Source organism: Shigella sonnei, assembly GCF_002950395.1.
GTDB lineage: Bacteria > Pseudomonadota > Gammaproteobacteria > Enterobacterales > Enterobacteriaceae > ECMA0423.
Genome location: NZ_CP026802.1, coordinates 2,285,421 through 2,303,140 on the forward strand (window position 1 = coordinate 2,285,421; position 17,720 = coordinate 2,303,140).

The 17,720-nt window shown below is 50.4% G+C and carries 16 protein-coding genes and 2 pseudogenes; 12 read left to right on the forward strand and 6 right to left on the reverse strand.

The genetic code is table 11. The features are described 5' to 3' along the window. Positions 1–202: 202 nt before the first annotated feature. The 7 genes and pseudogenes from gltA (at position 203) to C1P89_RS12220 (ending at position 7,953) form a co-directional block, all read left to right on the forward strand. Positions 203–1,486: a citrate synthase gene (gene gltA, locus C1P89_RS12195; protein WP_000785834.1), complete on the forward strand. Its 1,284-nt coding sequence runs from the start codon at positions 203–205 to the stop codon at positions 1,484–1,486. Positions 1,487–1,875: 389 nt separating this feature from the next. Further along, a complete protein-coding gene (locus C1P89_RS12200; protein WP_000472422.1) occupies positions 1,876–2,442 on the forward strand; it encodes a fimbrial protein in 567 nt (188 codons plus the stop codon). Between the two features lie 155 nt (positions 2,443–2,597). After that, positions 2,598–4,630: pseudogene (locus tag C1P89_RS12205) on the forward strand (fimbria/pilus outer membrane usher protein); the annotation flags it as partial. Next, a complete protein-coding gene (locus C1P89_RS25965; protein WP_196780665.1) occupies positions 4,607–4,951 on the forward strand; it encodes a FimD/PapC C-terminal domain-containing protein in 345 nt (114 codons plus the stop codon). The pseudogene C1P89_RS12205 and the gene C1P89_RS25965, both read left to right, overlap by 24 nt. A gap of 14 nt (positions 4,952–4,965) precedes the next feature. Then, positions 4,966–5,697 carry a fimbrial biogenesis chaperone gene (locus C1P89_RS12210; protein WP_000143529.1) on the forward strand — a complete coding sequence of 244 codons (732 nt, stop codon included), beginning with the start codon at positions 4,966–4,968 and terminating at the stop codon, positions 5,695–5,697. Next, positions 5,694–6,755 carry a fimbrial protein gene (locus C1P89_RS12215; RefSeq protein WP_001272424.1) on the forward strand — a complete coding sequence of 354 codons (1,062 nt, stop codon included), beginning with the start codon at positions 5,694–5,696 and terminating at the stop codon, positions 6,753–6,755. The genes C1P89_RS12210 and C1P89_RS12215 overlap by 4 nt, the downstream gene beginning before the upstream one ends. Positions 6,756–6,906: 151 nt before the next feature. Next, a complete protein-coding gene (locus C1P89_RS12220; RefSeq protein WP_001297246.1) occupies positions 6,907–7,953 on the forward strand; it encodes an AbrB family transcriptional regulator in 1,047 nt (348 codons plus the stop codon). Here the strand turns inward: C1P89_RS12220 and nei are convergent. The 5 genes from nei to ybgI are packed head-to-tail and all read right to left on the reverse strand — an operon-like array spanning position 7,950 to position 11,849. Further along, on the reverse strand, positions 7,950–8,741 hold the full coding sequence (nei, locus tag C1P89_RS12225) for an endonuclease VIII (RefSeq protein ID WP_001114022.1): 792 nt from the start codon (positions 8,739–8,741) through the stop codon (positions 7,950–7,952). The genes C1P89_RS12220 and nei overlap by 4 nt on opposite strands. 35 nt (positions 8,742–8,776) lie before the next feature. After that, positions 8,777–9,511, reverse strand: coding sequence for a 5-oxoprolinase subunit PxpA (gene pxpA, locus C1P89_RS12230; protein ID WP_000687110.1), 735 nt, complete (start codon positions 9,509–9,511; stop codon positions 8,777–8,779). Then, positions 9,501–10,433: a 5-oxoprolinase subunit PxpC gene (pxpC, locus tag C1P89_RS12235; protein ID WP_000912721.1), complete on the reverse strand. Its 933-nt coding sequence runs from the start codon at positions 10,431–10,433 to the stop codon at positions 9,501–9,503. The genes pxpA and pxpC overlap by 11 nt, the downstream gene beginning before the upstream one ends. Beyond that, on the reverse strand, positions 10,427–11,083 hold the full coding sequence (gene pxpB, locus C1P89_RS12240; protein ID WP_001188333.1) for a 5-oxoprolinase subunit PxpB: 657 nt from the start codon (positions 11,081–11,083) through the stop codon (positions 10,427–10,429). Before pxpB ends, pxpC begins: the two co-directional genes overlap by 7 nt. A 22-nt stretch (positions 11,084–11,105) precedes the next feature. Then, positions 11,106–11,849 (reverse strand): radiation resistance protein YbgI, encoded by a 744-nt coding sequence (gene ybgI, locus C1P89_RS12245; RefSeq protein ID WP_000798879.1) that lies wholly within the window; start codon positions 11,847–11,849, stop codon positions 11,106–11,108. 270 nt (positions 11,850–12,119) lie between these two features. Here ybgI and dtpD point away from each other — a divergent pair, with 270 nt between their 5' ends. The 5 genes and pseudogenes from dtpD (at position 12,120) to phrB (ending at position 16,856) form a co-directional block, all read left to right on the forward strand. Beyond that, positions 12,120–13,601 carry a dipeptide permease DtpD gene (dtpD, locus tag C1P89_RS12250; RefSeq protein ID WP_001032728.1) on the forward strand — a complete coding sequence of 494 codons (1,482 nt, stop codon included), beginning with the start codon at positions 12,120–12,122 and terminating at the stop codon, positions 13,599–13,601. Positions 13,602–13,705: 104 nt separating this feature from the next. Beyond that, positions 13,706–14,403 (forward strand): IS1-like element IS1A family transposase gene (locus tag C1P89_RS12255; RefSeq protein WP_094096600.1). Its coding sequence is split into 2 segments (ribosomal slippage): positions 13,706–13,955 and positions 13,955–14,403, totalling 699 coding nucleotides; the frame shifts between segments, so codons are not numbered across the junction. 9 nt (positions 14,404–14,412) lie between these two features. Next, positions 14,413–14,505: pseudogene (locus tag C1P89_RS26470) on the forward strand (hypothetical protein); the annotation flags it as partial. 426 nt (positions 14,506–14,931) lie between these two features. Beyond that, on the forward strand, positions 14,932–15,441 hold the full coding sequence (locus C1P89_RS12265; RefSeq protein ID WP_001053304.1) for a YbgA family protein: 510 nt from the start codon (positions 14,932–14,934) through the stop codon (positions 15,439–15,441). Further along, positions 15,438–16,856 carry a deoxyribodipyrimidine photo-lyase gene (gene phrB, locus C1P89_RS12270; protein WP_000207149.1) on the forward strand — a complete coding sequence of 473 codons (1,419 nt, stop codon included), beginning with the start codon at positions 15,438–15,440 and terminating at the stop codon, positions 16,854–16,856. The genes C1P89_RS12265 and phrB overlap by 4 nt, the downstream gene beginning before the upstream one ends. A gap of 125 nt (positions 16,857–16,981) precedes the next feature. On the opposite strand, the gene C1P89_RS12275 is transcribed toward phrB, so the two are convergent. Continuing rightward, a protein-coding gene (locus C1P89_RS12275) for an IS1-like element IS1A family transposase (protein WP_243461341.1) occupies positions 16,982–17,679 on the reverse strand; the annotation gives its coding sequence in 2 pieces (ribosomal slippage) (positions 16,982–17,430 and positions 17,430–17,679; 699 coding nt in all). Positions 17,680–17,720: the final 41 nt, after the last annotated feature.

A 17,720-nucleotide genomic window follows, 5' to 3' on the forward strand; every position in this document is an offset into this window, starting at 1 on the left:
TTCGGATTGCTAAGTACTTGATTCGCCATTTATTCGTCATCAATGGATCCTTTACCTGCAAGCGCCCAGAGCTCTGTACCCAGGTTTTCCCCTCTTTCACAGAGCGGCGAGCCAAATAACAAACGGGTAAAGCCAGGTTGATGTGCGAAGGCAAATTTAAGTTCCGGCAGTCTTACGCAATAAGGCGCTAAGGAGACCTTAAATGGCTGATACAAAAGCAAAACTCACCCTCAACGGGGACACAGCTGTTGAACTGGATGTGCTGAAAGGCACGCTGGGTCAAGATGTTATTGATATCCGTACTCTCGGTTCAAAAGGTGTGTTCACCTTTGACCCAGGCTTCACTTCAACCGCATCCTGCGAATCTAAAATTACTTTTATTGATGGTGATGAAGGTATTTTGCTGCACCGCGGTTTCCCGATCGATCAGCTGGCGACCGATTCTAACTACCTGGAAGTTTGTTACATCCTGCTGAATGGTGAAAAACCGACTCAGGAACAGTATGACGAATTTAAAACTACGGTGACCCGTCATACCATGATCCACGAGCAGATTACCCGTCTGTTCCATGCTTTCCGTCGCGACTCGCATCCAATGGCAGTCATGTGTGGTATTACCGGCGCGCTGGCGGCGTTCTATCACGACTCGCTGGATGTTAACAATCCTCGTCACCGTGAAATTGCCGCGTTCCGCCTGCTGTCGAAAATGCCGACCATGGCCGCGATGTGTTACAAGTATTCCATTGGTCAGCCATTTGTTTATCCGCGCAACGATCTCTCCTATGCCGGTAACTTCCTGAATATGATGTTCTCCACGCCGTGCGAACCGTATGAAGTTAATCCGATTCTGGAACGTGCTATGGACCGTATTCTGATCCTGCACGCTGACCATGAACAGAACGCCTCTACCTCCACCGTGCGTACCGCTGGCTCTTCGGGTGCGAACCCGTTTGCCTGTATCGCAGCAGGTATTGCTTCACTGTGGGGACCTGCGCACGGTGGTGCTAACGAAGCGGCGCTGAAAATGCTGGAAGAAATTAGCTCCGTTAAACACATTCCGGAATTTGTTCGTCGTGCGAAAGATAAAAATGATTCTTTCCGCCTGATGGGCTTCGGTCACCGCGTGTACAAAAATTACGACCCGCGCGCCACCGTAATGCGTGAAACCTGCCATGAAGTTCTGAAAGAGCTGGGCACCAAAGATGACCTGCTGGAAGTGGCTATGGAGCTGGAAAACATCGCGCTGAACGACCCGTACTTTATCGAGAAGAAACTGTACCCGAACGTCGATTTCTACTCTGGTATCATCCTGAAAGCGATGGGTATTCCGTCTTCCATGTTCACCGTCATTTTCGCAATGGCACGTACCGTTGGCTGGATCGCCCACTGGAGCGAAATGCACAGTGACGGTATGAAGATTGCCCGTCCGCGTCAGCTGTATACAGGATATGAAAAACGCGACTTTAAAAGCGATATCAAGCGTTAATGGTTGATTGCTAAGTTGTAAATATTTTAACCCGCCGTTCAAATGGCGGGTTAATTTTTATATGCCCAAACACAAAAAATTGTAAAAATAAAATCCACTATCGGACATTCATATATTCTAAAAAAAATATATCGGTATAAATTATAAACAAATCGATGATTTTTAATCATCTATCTTCCTCTCAGTTACATGAATAAACCACCAAATATAGCGCACCCCTATAATTTCCAATACTTTATTCATCAAACATTTAATTCATACCATCAATTAATTACTTTTACATTTAATAAAATTAATAATATTTTTAAGAAAAACTAAAAACATTCGACAATCAAATAAGATATTCTTGCACCGATATACTTTTTTCTTTTCTGTTAAAGGACTCAGTTATGTTTAAAGGACAAAAAACATTGGCCGCACTGGCCGTATCTCTGCTGTTCACAGCACCTGTTTATGCGGCTGATGAAGGATCCGGTGAAATTCACTTTAAAGGTGAAGTTATTGAAGCACCGTGTGAAATACATCAGGATGATATTGATAAAGAGGTTGAACTCGGTCAGGTGACCACCAGCCACATTAATCAGTCACATCACAGCGATGCCGTTGCTGTCGACCTGCGCTTAGTCAACTGTGATCTGGAAAACTCCAGCAACGGTTCCGGTGGCAAGATTTCTAAAGTTGCAGTCACCTTTGATAGCTCAGCGAAAACCACCGGCGCAGATCCGATTCTCAACAACACCAGCACGGGTGAAGCCACCGGCGTCGGCGTACGTTTAATGAATAAAGATCAAAGCAATATCGTTTTAGGCACCGCTACTCCAGATATCGACCTGGCTCCGACCTCCAGCGAACAAACGCTGAATTTCTTTGCCTGGATGGAACAAATTGATCAGGCTACACCTGTAACGCCAGGCGCAGTTACGGCGAATGCAACCTACGTGCTGGATTATAAATAAGTATTACTTTGGCGGCGCTATCGCCGCCTTTCATAAAATATTTATCAGGTATGGACACCGTGAATATTTATCGACTCTCTTTTGTATCCTGCCTGGTCGTGGCGATGCCTTGCGCATTGGCGGTCGAATTCAACCTTAATGTTCTCGATAAATCGATGCGCGACCGCATTGATATTTCATTATTAAAGGAAAAAGGAGTCATTGCTCCCGGTGAGTATTTTGTTAGCGTTGCGGTAAATAATAACCAAATCAGTAACGGGCAAAAGATTAACTGGCACAAAAATGACGATAAAACCATTCCGTGCATCAATGATTTACTGGTCGATAAATTTGGCTTAAAACCTGAAGTCCGTCAGTCGTTACCATTGATAAATCAGTGCGTCGATTTTAGCTCCCGACCTGAAATGCTCTTCAATTTCGATCAAGCCAATCAGCAACTGAATATTAGTATTCCGCAAGCCTGGCTGGCGTGGCACTCAGAAAACTGGACCCCACCCTCCACATGGAAAGAAGGTGTCGCCGGTATCCTGATGGATTACAACTTGTTTGCCAGCAGCTACCGCCCACAGGACGGCAGCAGCAGCACTAACCTGAACGCCTACGGTACCACCGGAATTAACGCCGGGGCATGGCGCTTACGTAGTGATTATCAGTTGAATCAGACTGATAGCGATGATAACCATGAACAGTCAGGCGGAATATCGCGCACCTATCTTTTTCGTCCATTACCGCAATTAGGCTCTAAATTAACCCTCGGCGAAACGGATTTTAGTTCCAATATTTTCGACGGTTTTTCTTATACCGGCGCGGCACTGGCAAGTGACGAGCGAATGTTGCCATGGGAACTACGCGGCTACGCCCCACAAATTAGCGGTATTGCACAGACCAATGCCACGGTGACGATCAGTCAATCAGGCCGCGTCATTTACCAGAAAAAAGTCCCACCAGGCCCATTTATCATTGACGACCTTAATCAGTCTGTTCAGGGCACACTGGATGTCAAAGTGACGGAAGAAGATGGTCGGGTGAACAATTTCCAGGTTTCGGCAGCATCGACGCCCTTCCTGACTCGTCAGGGACAGGTTCGCTATAAACTGGCCGCGGGTCAGCCACGGCCCTCCATGTCACATCAAACTGAAAATGAAACCTTTTTTAGCAATGAAGTTTCCTGGGGGATGCTGTCAAACACCTCGCTGTACGGCGGCCTGCTGCTTTCTGGTGATGACTACCATTCTGCCGCAATGGGTATTGGGCAAAATATGCTGTGGCTTGGTGCGCTGTCGTTTGATGTCACGTGGGCCAGTAGCCATTTTGATACTCAGCAGGACGAGCGGGGCTTAAGCTACCGTTTTAATTACAGCAAACAAGTGGATGCCACTAACAGCACGATTTCCCTCGCCGCTTATCGTTTCTCCGATCGTCATTTTCACAGCTACGCCAACTATCTGGATCACAAATACAACGACAGCGATGCGCAGGACGAAAAACAGACGATCAGCTTATTGTGGGCCAACCGATTACCCCACTAAACCTCAATCTTTACGCCAACCTGCTACATCAAACCTGGTGGAATGCAGACGCCTCCACGACCGCCAACATCACGGCAGGTTTTAATGTTGATATTGGTGACTGGAGAGATATCTCTATTTCGACGTCATTCAATACAACCCATTACGAAGATAAAGATCACGACAACCAGATTTACCTGTCGATTTCGCTCCCCTTCGGTAACGGTGGTCGGGTTGGCTATGACATGCAAAACAGTAGCCACAGCACCACACACCGCATGTCGTGGAACGATACGCTGGATGAACGTAATAGCTGGGGCATGTCTGCCGGACTGCAATCCGACCGTCCTGACAATGGAGCCCAGGTGAGCGGTAACTATCAGCACCTGAGTTCAGCGGGTGAGTGGGATATTTCTGGTACCTATGCCGCCAATGATTACAGTTCCGTCAGCAGCAGCTGGAGCGGTTCTTTCACCGCAACCCAATATGGTGCAGCGTTTCATCGCCGCAGCTCCACCAATGAACCACGCCTGATGGTCAGCACCGATGGCGTGGCAGATATTCCGGTTCAGGGCAATCTCGACTACACCAACCATTTTGGCATTGCGGTGGTGCCGTTGATTTCCAGTTACCAGCCTTCCACCGTGGCGGTGAACATGAATGACTTACCCGACGGCGTAACAGTTGCAGAAAACGTTATCAAAGAAACGTGGATTGAAGGCGCGATAGGTTACAAATCACTGGCTTCCCGTTCCGGTAAAGACGTTAACGTCATCATTCGCAACGCCAGCGGTCAGTTTCCTCCCCTCGGAGCGGATATCCGCCAGGATGACAGCGGCATTAGCGTGGGGATGGTTGGCGAGGAAGGACATGCCTGGTTAAGCGGAGTCGCTGAAAATCAAAAGTTTACCGTGGTCTGGGGTGATAGCCAGCATTGCTCGCTCCATCTTCCTGAACATATGGAAGACACCGCAAATCGCCTGATTTTACCTTGTCATTAATTAAGGAAATGAAAATGACATTTATGAAAGGACTACCCCTTTTGTTGTTGGTTGCCAGTCTGTGCAGCCACGCTGCACTACAACCCGATCGCACTCGTATTGTGTTTAACGCTAATGATAAAGCTACCAGTCTGCGGGTGGATAATCGTAGCGATAAACTCCCCTACCTCGCTTATTCCTGGCTCGAAAATGAAAAAGGGGAGAAAAGCGATGATCTTCTGGTCGCCCTGCCGCCGATACAACGTCTGGAACCGAAAGCAACAACGCAGGTACGGATAGTAAAGCAAGCCTCGACCACAAAATTACCGGGCGATCGCGAAACGCTATTTTTCTACAATATGCGTGAAATTCCTCCCGCCCCGGAAAAAAACAGCGACCATGCCGTTCTGCAAGTCGCCATTCAGAGTCGTATCAAGGTGTTCTGGCGACCGGCTGCATTACGCAAGAAAGCAGGAGAAAAGGTCGAACTGCAGTTACAGGTCAGCCAGCAGGGCAACCAACTGACACTGAAAAATCCTACCGCGTATTATCTGACCATTGCCTACCTGGGACGAAATGAAAAAGGCGTTCTCCCCGGCTTCAAAACCGTGATGGTTGCGCCTTTTAGTACGGTCAACACAAACACCGGAAATTATAGCGGCAGCCAGTTTTATCTCGGTTATATGGATGATTACGGCGCGTTACGCATGACGACGCTCAACTGCAGCGGACAATGCCATTTACAAGCCGTGGAGGCGAAGAAATGAGTGCTGGCAAGGGAGTGTTGCTCGTCATCTGTCTGTTATTTCTGCCGTTGAAGTCTGCGCTTGCCCTGAACTGCTACTTTGGTTCATCCGGTGGCTCGGTAGAAAAATCAGAAGCGATTCAACCTTTTGCTGTACCAGGCAATGCCAAACTCGGCGATAAGATTTGGGAATCTGACGATATTAAAATTCCCGTCTATTGTGACAACAATACCAACGGCAATTTTGAAAGTGAGCATGTTTATGCCTGGGTAACCCCCTACCCGGGGGTGCAGGATCGCTATTATCAACTCGGCGTAACTTACAATGGCGTTGATTATGACGCCAACCAGGGAAAAAGCCGCATCGACACTAACCAGTGTATTGACAGTAAGAACATTGACATTTATACCCCTGAGCAGATTATCGCGATGGGATGGCAGAACAAAATTTGCTCGGGTGATCCCGCTAATATTCACATGTCGCGTACCTTTCTCGCTCGCATGCGGTTATACGTCAAAATACGAGAAATGCCGCCGCATGATTATCAAAGTACGCTTAGCGACTATATCGTCGTGCAATTTGACGGTGCCGGTAGCGTTAACGAAGACCCTACTGCCCAAAACCTGAAATATCATATTACTGGTCTGGAAAACATTCGCGTGCTGGATTGCAGCGTCAATTTTTCCATTTCACCGGAAACACAGGTGATTGATTTTGGTAAATTTAATTTGCTGGATATTCGTCGCCACACAATGTCGAAAACATTCAGTATTAAGACGACAAAATCACAAAATGACCAATGCACCGACGGATTTAAAGTCAGTTCCTCCTTTTATACCGAAGAAACGTTGGTTGAAGAAGATAAAGCATTGTTGATTGGTAATGGTCTGAAGCTACGTTTGCTGGATGAAAACGCCTCGCCTTATACCTTCAATAAATATGCTGAATACGCCGATTTCACCAGCGACATGTTGGTCTACGAAAAAACCTATACAGCTGAACTTTCGTCCATTGCAGGTACCCCCATCGAGGCTGGGCCCTTCGATACAGTGGTGCTTTTTAAAATTAACTATAACTGATTTGCCATGATGCCCTTTGCAGCCGGAAAGGGCATCTCTTTCAGAAAATTGCTGATTTTCCCCTTTTCCTTGATTGCTGTTATTTTTTCCTGGCCCGGCTTTCTTTATGCTGTATCGATACACCAAAGAGAAAATAATGAGGGAGCGAAGGATGCCAGTTTTGCAGTGGGGAATGTTATGTGTGCTATCACTTCTCCTTTCTATTGGTTTCCTCGCGGTACATCTCCCGGCGGCGCTATTACTTGGGCCGATGATCGCCGGGATCATCTTCAGTATGCGCGGAATTACTCTGCAACTTCCCCGCTCCGCTTTTCTCGCCGCGCAGGCCATTCTTGGCTGCATGATTGCGCAAAACCTCACTGGTTCGATTCTCACCACGCTGGCCGCCAACTGGCCGATCGTGCTTGCTATTTTACTGGTGACGCTGCTTTCCAGCGCCATCGTGGGTTGGTTATTGGTGCGCTATAGCTCACTGCCTGGAAATACCGGTGCCTGGGGTTCTTCTCCAGGCGGCGCAGCGGCAATGGTCGCTATGGCGCAAGATTACGGCGCAGATATTCGCCTGGTTGCATTTATGCAATATCTGCGAGTGCTGTTCGTCGCGGGGGCCGCTGTTCTGGTCACCCGCATGATGCTGGGTGATAACGCTGAAGCGGTTAACCAGCAAATCGTCTGGTTCCCGCCAGTGAGCATTAATCTCCTGCTTACGATTTTGCTCGCAGTCGTTGCCGGTACGGCGGGATGCATGCTGCGTCTTCCTTCCGGCACGATGCTCATCCCGATGCTGGCGGGCGCAGTGCTCCAGTCTGGTCAGCTCATCACCATCGAACTACCGGAATGGCTGCTGGCGATGGCGTATATGGCAATTGGCTGGCGGATTGGTCTTGGTTTCGATAAACAAATCTTACTGCGGGCACTACGCCCGCTACCGCAAATCCTGCTGTCGATTTTTGCTCTGCTGGCTATTTGTGCGGGTATGGCGTGGGGGCTGACCCGGTTTATGCACATTGATTTTATGACTGCCTACCTCGCCACCAGTCCCGGCGGGCTTGATACCGTGGCGGTCATCGCCGCAGGGAGCAATGCCGATATGGCGCTTATTATGGCGATGCAAACCCTGCGCCTGTTCAGTATTTTGCTGACGGGGCCAGCCATTGCGCGGTTTATTTCAACCTATGCGCCGAAGCGGTCGGCCTAGTGCTGGCAGCCAGGGCACCAGTAAAACGGGCGAGATGACAGCGTGGTTTTCTCAATGATGCTGCCACAGCGTTCGCACGGTTCGCCATCACGATGAAAAACCTTAAAGCGAAACAGCGCCCCATGATGCTTATTCTCATCCACCTGCCCCCTCGTAGCGTAGGAAAATCGAGGAATATCCAGTAACGCGTGTGCGAGTGCATCCAGTTGCGCCGCATTGAGATCTTTCGCTTTATGATTTCCAGTCAACCCAACCTGCCAGAGGATCTCCACCCGCAAATAATTGCCAAGCCCAGCCAGAAACGCCTGATCGAGCAGTAATCCTGCAAACTGACGGTTACGAAAGCGCGGTGACAATAACCGTTCCTTTACCACCTCCGGCGTCAGATTCGGATCCAGCACATCGGGACCAACGCGTTGTAAAAACGGATGCGTGGTCAGTTGTTCCGGCCTCAACATCTCAATATCCGAGGCGCTATAAAGCAGAATGGTTTTGTCAGCCGTTTGCAGTTTTACCCGCAATACTCGCGTGGTCTGCGGCTCTTCGCCGGTATCAACCACGCGCCAGACGCCGTAAAGCTGATTATGGCTGTAGAGCGTTAAGTCGTTGGAAAAATGAGTTAACAACGCCTTACCACGCGTTTCCACATGGGTAACGTGTTGACCGATAAGTTGTGATTGATAAGTTTTTAACTGCGGGAAGGCAAACCAGACATCAGTTAGTGGTTTGCCTTTGATCGCCGCCTCCAGGTTATCCGCTGCACGGCGGATCTCCGGGCCTTCAGGCATGGTGATATCCTTTTTTCATTCTTTATTAATCGGGGTTATGCTGCGACAACAATCTCCTTTTCGGCAAATGTAGAGCGTAGTCGGCGGGCGAACGCCAGTGCGTGCTCGCCGTCGCCATGCAGGCAGACTGTTTGCGCCGTGACCGTTGCCCATTCGCCGGTGATACTTTTGACTCTGCCGTGTTGCACCATCTCTAGCGTTTGCGCCAACGCCTGTTCTTCGTTTTCAATCAACGCGCCTCGCTGACTTCGCGGCACCAGCGAGCCGTCAGCCTGATAACCGCGATCGGCAAACACTTCCTCGCGCGTTGTCAGGCCATATTGCTTGCCTGCACGAATCAGCTCGCTTCCTGCCAGCCCAACGAGAATCAATGCCGGATCGCAAGCGTATACCGCTCTGGCGATGGCGTCTGCCAGTTGTGCTTCTTTCGCCGCCTGGTTGTACAACATGCCGTGCGGTTTGACATGACGCATTACGCCGCCTTGCGCACGGGCAATCGTTGCCAGCGCGCCAATTTGATACAGCGTCTGGGCGTAAACGGTTTCTGGCGGCAGCTGCATGGCGCTGCGACCAAAATTTTCCCTGTCGGGAAAACTCGGGTGAGCGCCAATCGCGACACCATTTTTTATTGCTTCACGCACGCAAGCCTGCATGATTTGCGCATCGCCTGCATGAAATCCACAGGCAATATTGGCAGAGGAAACCAGCGTTAATAGCTCTGCGTCGCTGGCGCAGCCTTCGCCCAGATCGGCGTTCAGGTCAATTTTCATTGTGCAGCCGCCACACTAATTGTTCGAAATAACGTTGCTGATCTTGCCGCGCTTTCAGTGCCTCTTCCAGTGAACACTGGACAAAATGAATCGGCTGACCGAGCGGAATTTGCGCCAGATGGTACATATCAGCCTCAATGATACAGGCAATACGCGGGTAACCATCGGTGGTCTGTGCGTCGTTCATCAACACAATCGGCTGCCCGTTATGTGGCACCTGCACCACGCCCGGTAACAAACCGTGAGATAACAGTTCGCGATCGGTGGTGCGTTTTAAAATTTGCCCCTGTAAGCGATAGCCCATGCGGTTACTTTGCGAGCTAAGCTGCCAGGGCGAACGCCAGAATGCATCCTGCGAGGCGCGATCGAACTCATGATATTCCGGCCCCGGCAAGGCGCGAATGCGGTTGCCCCACAGCAGCTGTTTAACGCCCTGCGCTTCCATAAAATCACGCTTCGATTTGCCAATCGGGAGTCGGTCACCATCCTTCAGTAAACGGCCTTCCAGCCCGCCAATCCCCACTTTGAGATCGGTGCTGCATGACCCCATTACCGGCGGAACATCAATACCACCCGCGACCGCCAGATAACTGCGCATCCCGTGCTGCGGGCGTTTAAGCGTTAAACGCTGGCCTGCTTTCATCGGCAATCGCCAGCCGGTCCAGACGGCATTATCATCCAGCCGCGCTTCGCAACCGGCACCCGTCAGAGCAAACCACCCATCAGTTTCGAACTCAACCGTTAACTGACCGAGCGTGATCTCCAGCGCGGGGGCATTGGCGTCATTACCCACCAGCAGGTTAGCAATGCGTAACGCAGGCATATCCAGTGCGCCGCAGTGGCTGATTCCCGACTGGCGAAAACCGTGACGACCGCCATCCTGCACAGTGGTATACATGCCCGCACGAATAATCTTCAGCATACTCCCTCCTTCTGCGGTACAAAGCGCACGCTGTCTCCCGGACGTAATAAGATGGGTTCGTCACGCGCCGGATCAAACAGGCTGAGTGAGGTATGACCAATCAACTGCCAGCCACCCGGCGTTGCCAGCGGATAAACACCAGTCTGCGGCCCGCCGATCCCGACAGAACCTGCCGGAACGAGCAAGCGCGGTTCAGCGCGCCGTGGCGTGTGTAGTTGTTCCGGCAAACTCCCGAGATACGGGAAGCCCGGTTGAAAACCTAAAAACCAGACCACGTATTCCACGGAGGAGTGCAATTCAACAACCTGTTTTTCGCTAAACCCGCAATGCGCCGCGACCACCGCCAAATCCGGTCCGCCTGCACCACCGTAAACCACCGGAATTTCAATAAAGCGAGACTCAGGTTCCAGGGCCTCGCTCTCCTCCCACCAGCGTTGCAAACGCTCTATGGCATCCAGCGCCAGCGACTCAGGATTACGCAAAATCACCGTGATATTGTTCATGCCGGGAATGGCTTCAACCACATTCGGCATATCCACCAGACGCTGCGCCAGTCGCCAGATCCGTTTCTGGCTAGCCAGCGTCACCGGCGGTTCCAGTTCCAGCACTACCGCCGTTTCACCTATCAGATAACAACGCGCTCGTTGCACTTTCGATCCCTCTGATTATTCGTTATGCAGGATTAGGAATATCAATAAAGGTCACATCAAGATCGGTATTTTCATTCAGCCACTCGCTCAATGCGCGAATACCACCACGTTCAGTGGCATGGTGACCTGCAGCATAAAAATGCAACCCCTGCTCGCGGGCTGAATGAATGGTCTGTTCAGAAACTTCGCCAGTAATAAAAGCATCCACGCCAAAACGCGCGGCGCTATCGATAAAACTTTGCCCGCCGCCCGTGCACCAGGCGACGCGCTGGACCACCTCAGGTCCGGTATCGCCACACCATAACGGCTTACGTCCCAGACGCGCTTCAATCCAGGAGGCTAGTTCCAGTCCCGGCACAGGCATGGTCAGCTCTCCCCACGGCACCAACGGCTCAATTTCGCCCATGACCGTGATCCCCAGTAACGCCGCCAGCTGTGCGTTATTGCCCAGCTCAGGATGTACGTCAAGCGGCAAATGCCAGCCATACAGGTTGATATCATTCGCCAGCAACGTTTTTAAACGGTTACGCTTCATTCCGCGAATGACCGGAGACTCTCCTTTCCAGAAGTAGCCATGATGCACAATGACCGCATCCGCGCCCAGACGCACTGCCTCATCGAGCAAAGCCTGGCTGGCGGTGACACCGGTAACAATTTTTTGCACCGTCTCTTTGCCTTCTACCTGCAAACCATTCGGCGCGTAATCACTAATCGCCGCGCTGTTCAGTTTTTCGTTAATCAGTTGTTCCAGTTCGGTGTTTTTCATCTTCGCGCCTTCCGTATTCTGATAGCTACACCGTTAACATAGCGTTACCTCGCCTGTTCGTCGATAGCCAATCTTTTGACATATTAAGAAACAAACCCGACGCCAAAAGACGCAAATTGTTTATATCATCACGCTTCAGCTAATGTATATTTATGCAATCAGACAGCATATTGCATAAATAATCAGATCTGTATCAAAGTTTTAACTTTAAGGAAACACAAGCACGCCGCGCAACTATTACGTGACGTTGCAGTCAATTGTGGAATTATTATGAATAAACACGCATCACAACCGCGCACTATTTACTATGTCGTTGCGCTGCAAATCTGGGAATATTTTAGCTTTTACGGCATGCGTGCCCTGCTGATTCTCTATCTCACCAATCAACTAAAATACAACGATACTCACGCCTACGAGTTATTTAGCGCCTACTGTTCGCTGGTGTATGTCACGCCAATCCTCGGTGGCTTTTTGGCGGATAAAGTTCTCGGCAATCGCATGGCGGTGATGCTGGGGGCGTTGTTGATGGCGATCGGTCATGTGGTGCTGGGTGCCAGTGAGATCCATCCGTCATTCCTCTATCTGTCCCTGGCGATTATCGTTTGTGGCTATGGTCTGTTTAAATCCAATGTCAGTTGCCTGCTCGGCGAGCTGTATGAGCCAACCGATCCGCGTCGTGATGGCGGTTTCTCGCTGATGTATGCAGCGGGTAACGTGGGGTCTATTATCGCACCTATCGCCTGTGGTTACGCCCAGGAAGAGTACAGCTGGGCGATGGGCTTTGGCCTGGCGGCGGTGGGTATGATCGCGGGTCTGGTCATTTTCTTATGTGGCAATCGTCATTTCACACATACCCGCGGCGTTAATAAAAAAGTACTGCGTGCAACAAACTTTCTCCTGCCTAACTGGGGATGGCTGCTGGTTCTGCTGGTGGCAACGCCTGCGCTGATTACCGTACTGTTCTGGAAAGAGTGGTCGGTATACGCCTTAATTGTCGCGACTATTATTGGCCTGGGTGTACTGGCAAAAATTTATCGCAAAGCAGAAAACCAGAAACAGCGTAAGGAGCTGGGGCTGATTGTGACGCTCACCTTCTTCAGTATGTTGTTCTGGGCCTTCGCACAACAGGGCGGCAGCTCAATTAGCCTTTATATCGACCGCTTCGTTAACCGCGATATGTTTGGTTATACCGTTCCGACTGCTATGTTCCAGTCGATTAATGCCTTCGCAGTTATGCTATGCGGTGTGTTCCTGGCGTGGGTGGTTAAAGAAAGCGTCGCAGGTAATCGTACCGTGCGCATCTGGGGAAAATTTGCTCTTGGCCTTGGCCTGATGAGCGCCGGATTCTGCATTCTGACCTTAAGCGCCCGCTGGTCCGCAATGTATGGTCACTCTTCTCTGCCACTGATGGTGTTAGGCCTCGCGGTGATGGGCTTTGCGGAACTGTTTATCGACCCGGTTGCCATGTCGCAAATTACGCGCATTGAAATTCCGGGCGTGACCGGCGTATTAACCGGCATCTACATGCTGCTTTCTGGCGCGATCGCGAACTATCTGGCGGGCGTGATTGCCGATCAGACATCGCAGGCTTCGTTTGATGCTTCCGGGGCGATCAACTACTCCATCAATGCATATATTGAAGTATTTGATCAAATTACCTGGGGCGCACTGGCGTGTGTAGGACTGGTACTGATGATTTGGCTGTATCAGGCGCTGAAATTCAGAAACCGCGCGCTGGCGCTGGAGTCATAATAGGCCAGCACCGATGCCTGATGCGACGCTTGACGCGTCTTATCAGGCCGGTGATGCTGCCAACTTACTGATTTAGTGTATGATGGTGTTTTTGAGGTGCTCCAGTGGCTTCTGTTTCTATCAGCTGTCCCTCCTGTTCAGCTACTGACGGGGTGGTGCGTAACGGCAAAAGCACTGCCGGACATCAGCGCTATCTCTGCTCTCACTGCCGTAAAACATGGCAACTGCAGTTCACTTACACCGCTTCTCAACCCGGTACGCACCAGAAAATCATTGATATGGCCATGAATGGCGTTGGATGCCGGGCAACTGCACGCATTATGGGCGTTGGCCTCAACACGATTTTACGTCACTTAAAAAACTCAGGCCGCAGTCGGTAACCTCGCGCATACAGCCGGGCAGTGACGTCATCGTCTGCGCGGAAATGGACGAACAGTGGGGCTATGTCGGGGCTAAATCGCGCCAGCGCTGGCTGTTTTACGCGTATGACAGTCTCCGGAAGACGGTTGTTGCGCACGTATTCGGTGAACGCACTATGGCGACGCTGGGGCGTCTTATGAGCCTGCTGTCACCCTTTGACGTGGTGATATGGATGACGGATGGCTGGCCGCTGTATGAATCCCGCCTGAAGGGAAAGCTGCACGTAATCAGCAAGCGATATACGCAGCGAATTGAGCGGCATAACCTGAATCTGAGGCAGCACCTGGCACGGCTGGGACGGAAGTCGCTGTCGTTCTCAAAATCGGTGGAGCTGCATGACAAAGTCATCGGGCATTATCTGAACATAAAACACTATCAATAAGTTGGAGTCATTACCAAGGCAGGGTTAAGACGTAAGATGCGAAAAGCAGCCATGGACAGAAACTATCTGGCGTCAGTCCTTGCGGGGAGCGGGCTTTCGTAATCTTGCCCTGACTTGTAGTCTAATTTTCATGGCTGACTTTGGTGAAAGCCGCTATTTTAAACCTGCAAAAATAGCTATGAATAAGAATAATTTGATTATAAGGACGAGTGATGTAGAAATAGCATTTAAGATAACGAAATAAGTATTTGTTTTAACAGTGTTTATGTTTTTTAAAAAGAGAAAATGGAGTGCGATTGTTAGTTTGAAATACAATTAATAGTGAGGTAATTAAGCTTTGAGAACTGTTATTTTCTAAAAATAAAAAATACAAAAAATGAATGCAGCTCGGGAAATAGTAGAATAATTCTCACTCAGATGAAGTTGATAATATTTTTACCAACAAAATACTTCCCCGCAAAAACTCTGCCCCATAAAATTCATTTACCATCGTCTACACTTACTCCTTTATACCGTTCAGGAGCAGTAATGAATCTACAACGATTTGATGACAGCACCCTAATCCGTATCTTTGCCCTTCATGAGTTACATCGACTGAAAGAACATGGCTTAACGCGCGGGGCGCTTCTCGATTATCACAGCCGCTATAAACTCGTCTTTCTGGCGCATTCTCAGCCGGAGTACCGCAAACTTGGCCCGTTCGTGGCTGATATTCACCAGTGGCAAAATCTGGATGACTATTACAACCAGTACCGCCAACGCGTAGTTGTTTTGCTTTCTCACCCCGCCAACCCGCGCGATCACACCAATGTTTTGATGCACGTTCAGGGTTATTTTCGCCCGCATATTGATTCCACAGAACGCCAGCAGCTGGCTGCGCTTATCGACAGTTATCGCCGTGGCGAGCAACCACTTCTTGCGCCGCTGATGCGTATCAAACACTATATGGCGCTTTATCATGACGCCTGGCTTTCAGGGCAGCGTTATTTCGAACTTTGGCCGCGTGTGATTAACTTGCGCCATTCAGGAGTTTTATGACTACCCATCTGGTCTGGTTTCGCCAAGATTTACGTCTGCACGATAATCTCGCACTGGCTGCCGCCTGCCGCAATTCGTCTGCACGCGTGCTGGCGTTGTATATCGCTACACCACGCCAGTGGGCGACGCATAACATGTCGCCGCGTCAGGCTGAACTTATCAATGCTCAACTGAATGGGCTACAAATAGCGCTTGCGGAAAAAGGTATTCCTTTATTGTTCCGTGAAGTGGATGACTTTGTCGCCAGTGTCGAAATAGTTAAACAGGTGTGCGCGGAAAACAGCGTTACCCACCTGTTTTATAACTATCAGTATGAAGTGAATGAGCGGGCGCGGGATGTGGAAGTTGAAAGAGCGCTGCGTAACGTGGTGTGTGAAGGATTTGATGACAGCGTGATCCTGCCGCCTGGCGCGGTGATGACCGGTAATCACGAGATGTACAAAGTCTTTACGCCTTTTAAGAATGCCTGGCTGAAACGGCTGCGGGAAGGGATGCCGGAGTGCGTCGCTGCGCCAAAAGTTCGTAGTAGCGGATCGATAGAGCCCTCGCCATCCATTACGCTGAATTATCCTCGTCAGTCTTTCGATACTGCGCATTTTCCGGTGGAAGAAAAAGCGGCGATTGCGCAATTACGCCAGTTTTGCCAGAACGGTGCCGGAGAATATGAGCAACAACGAGATTTTCCGGCAGTGGAAGGCACCAGCCGTTTGTCGGCCAGCCTGGCAACGGGCGGGTTATCGCCTCGCCAGTGCTTGCATCGCTTGTTGGCTGAACAGCCGCAGGCGCTGGACGGTGGGGTCGGTAGTGTCTGGCTTAATGAGCTGATCTGGCGCGAGTTTTACCGTCACCTGATAACGTATCACCCCTCGTTGTGTAAACATCGTCCAATTATTGCCTGGACGGATCGTGTACAGTGGCAGAGCAATCCCGCACATTTACAGGCCTGGCAGGAAGGCAAAACGGGATACCCGATTGTTGATGCCGCTATGCGTCAGCTTAACAGCACTGGCTGGATGCATAACAGGCTACGGATGATTACAGCCAGTTTTCTGGTGAAAGATTTATTGATCGACTGGCGCGAAGGCGAGCGATATTTCATGTCGCAGCTGATTGATGGTGATTTGGCAGCCAATAACGGTGGCTGGCAGTGGGCCGCTTCAACCGGAACCGATGCAGCGCCGTATTTTCGTATTTTCAACCCGACAACCCAGGGCGAGAAATTTGATCTCGAAGGTGAGTTTATCCGCCAGTGGCTACCGGAACTACGCAATGTACCGGGGAAATCGGTGCATGAGCCGTGGAAGTGGGCGCAGAAAGCAGGTGTGAAGCTGGATTATCCGCAACCGATAGTCGAGCACAAAGAGGCGAGAGTACAAACGTTGGCAGCGTATGAGGCGGCGCGGAAGGGGAAATAACAGACGCGTCAGGCAATCGAGCCCAGATGCCGGATGCGGCGTGAACGCCTTATCCAGCCTACAAATTTGTGCAAATTCAATAAATTGCAGGAAATACGTAGGCCTGATAAGGTAATGACTCCAACTTATTGATAGTGTTTTATGTTCAGATAATGCCCGATGACTTTGTCATGCAGCTCCACCGATTTTGAGAACGACAGCGACTTCCGTCCCAGCCGTGCCAGGTGCTGCCTCAGATTCAGGTTATGCCGCTCAATTCGCTGCGTATATCGCTTGCTGATTACGTGCAGCTTTCCCTTCAGGCGGGATTCATACAGCGGCCAGCCATCCGTCATCCATATCACCACGTCAAAGGGTGACAGCAGGCTCATAAGACGCCCCAGCGTCGCCATAGTGCGTTCACCGAATACGTGCGCAACAACCGTCTTCCGGAGACTGTCATACGCGTAAAACAGCCAGCGCTGGCGCGATTTAGCCCCGACATAGCCCCACTGTTCGTCCATTTCCGCGCAGACGATGACGTCACTGCCCGGCTGTATGCGCGAGGTTACCGACTGCGGCCTGAGTTTTTTAAGTGACGTAAAATCGTGTTGAGGCCAACGCCCATAATGCGTGCAGTTGCCCGGCATCCAACGCCATTCATGGCCATATCAATGATTTTCTGGTGCGTACCGGGTTGAGAAGCGGTGTAAGTGAACTGCAGTTGCCATGTTTTACGGCAGTGAGAGCAGAGATAGCGCTGATGTCCGGCAGTGCTTTTGCCGTTACGCACCACCCCGTCAGTAGCTGAACTGGAGGGACAGCTGATAGAAACAGAAGCCACTGGAGCACCTCAAAAACACCATCATACACTAAATCAGTAAG

What these genes read in the sequence shown, in the direction of transcription:
- gltA (WP_000785834.1), top strand. Translation starts at nt 203, where the DNA reads ATGGCTGATACAAAAGCAAAACTCACCCTCAACGGGGACACAGCTGTT.
- C1P89_RS12200 (WP_000472422.1), top strand. Translation starts at nt 1,876, where the DNA reads ATGTTTAAAGGACAAAAAACATTGGCCGCACTGGCCGTATCTCTGCTG.
- C1P89_RS25965 (WP_196780665.1), top strand. Translation starts at nt 4,607, where the DNA reads ATGAATGACTTACCCGACGGCGTAACAGTTGCAGAAAACGTTATCAAA.
- C1P89_RS12210 (WP_000143529.1), top strand. Translation starts at nt 4,966, where the DNA reads ATGACATTTATGAAAGGACTACCCCTTTTGTTGTTGGTTGCCAGTCTG.
- C1P89_RS12215 (WP_001272424.1), top strand. Translation starts at nt 5,694, where the DNA reads ATGAGTGCTGGCAAGGGAGTGTTGCTCGTCATCTGTCTGTTATTTCTG.
- C1P89_RS12220 (WP_001297246.1), top strand. Translation starts at nt 6,907, where the DNA reads ATGCCAGTTTTGCAGTGGGGAATGTTATGTGTGCTATCACTTCTCCTT.
- nei (WP_001114022.1), bottom strand. Translation starts at nt 8,741, where the DNA reads ATGCCTGAAGGCCCGGAGATCCGCCGTGCAGCGGATAACCTGGAGGCG.
- pxpA (WP_000687110.1), bottom strand. Translation starts at nt 9,511, where the DNA reads ATGAAAATTGACCTGAACGCCGATCTGGGCGAAGGCTGCGCCAGCGAC.
- pxpC (WP_000912721.1), bottom strand. Translation starts at nt 10,433, where the DNA reads ATGCTGAAGATTATTCGTGCGGGCATGTATACCACTGTGCAGGATGGC.
- ybgI (WP_000798879.1), bottom strand. Translation starts at nt 11,849, where the DNA reads ATGAAAAACACCGAACTGGAACAACTGATTAACGAAAAACTGAACAGC.
- dtpD (WP_001032728.1), top strand. Translation starts at nt 12,120, where the DNA reads ATGAATAAACACGCATCACAACCGCGCACTATTTACTATGTCGTTGCG.
- C1P89_RS12265 (WP_001053304.1), top strand. Translation starts at nt 14,932, where the DNA reads ATGAATCTACAACGATTTGATGACAGCACCCTAATCCGTATCTTTGCC.
- phrB (WP_000207149.1), top strand. Translation starts at nt 15,438, where the DNA reads ATGACTACCCATCTGGTCTGGTTTCGCCAAGATTTACGTCTGCACGAT.